This is a genomic window from Vibrio sp. 1727, from assembly GCF_033344415.1.
Classification (GTDB): Bacteria; Pseudomonadota; Gammaproteobacteria; order Enterobacterales; family Vibrionaceae; genus Vibrio; species Vibrio alginolyticus.
This window is the reverse complement of record NZ_JAWPOT010000343.1, coordinates 1-655: the sequence shown is the minus strand read 5'-3', so window position 1 is coordinate 655 and position 655 is coordinate 1. Positions and strand designations below refer to the sequence as shown.

1 protein-coding gene is annotated in these 655 nt (G+C 47.2%); it reads right to left on the bottom strand.

Annotated elements, in window-relative coordinates:
* On the bottom strand, window positions 1-655 hold a 655-nt coding region (locus tag R8O10_RS25640), incomplete at both ends, for a LysR substrate-binding domain-containing protein (RefSeq protein ID WP_318192012.1).

Sequence of the window (655 nt, the reverse complement as noted above, 5' to 3'; positions counted from 1 at the left end):
CTTTAAACATCTCTTCAATTTCAGCATTCGACTTAAGAGAAATCGCCTGTTCGACAACAGGGCGCGTTAAGTGCGATGCGAAACGCTCCATAAAGTCAAACATGTAAGAACGCAGGAACGTGCCACGGCGGAAACCAATACTTGTTGTACTTGCACCAAACAAATGGCTCGCATCAATAGCAACCAAATCGCGGTCTTGCTCTTCATCGACGGCCATGCTCGCAATCACACCAACACCGATACCCATGCGCACATACGTTTTAATCACATCCGCATCGGTTGCAGTGAACACGCCTCGCGGCGTCAAACCTTCACGGTTGAAGGCCGTATCTAACTCAGAGCGACCAGTAAATCCAAACACATAAGTCACCAAAGGATAAGCAGCTAAATCGTGAATAGTAACTAAGTCTTTCTTCGCCAACGGATGATCTTTGGGCACTACAATAGAGCGATTCCAGTGGTAACAAGGCAACATGATAGCGTCTTGGGAAAGATGGAGAGCTTCTGTTGCAATCGCAAAGTTGGCTGTACCTTTTGCAATCGCTTCAGACATTTGAGAAGGCGTACCTTGATGCATGTGCAAAGACACTTTCGGGTAACGTGCCGTAAAACCTTTGATGACATCGGGCAATGCATAGCGCGCTTGAGTATGGGT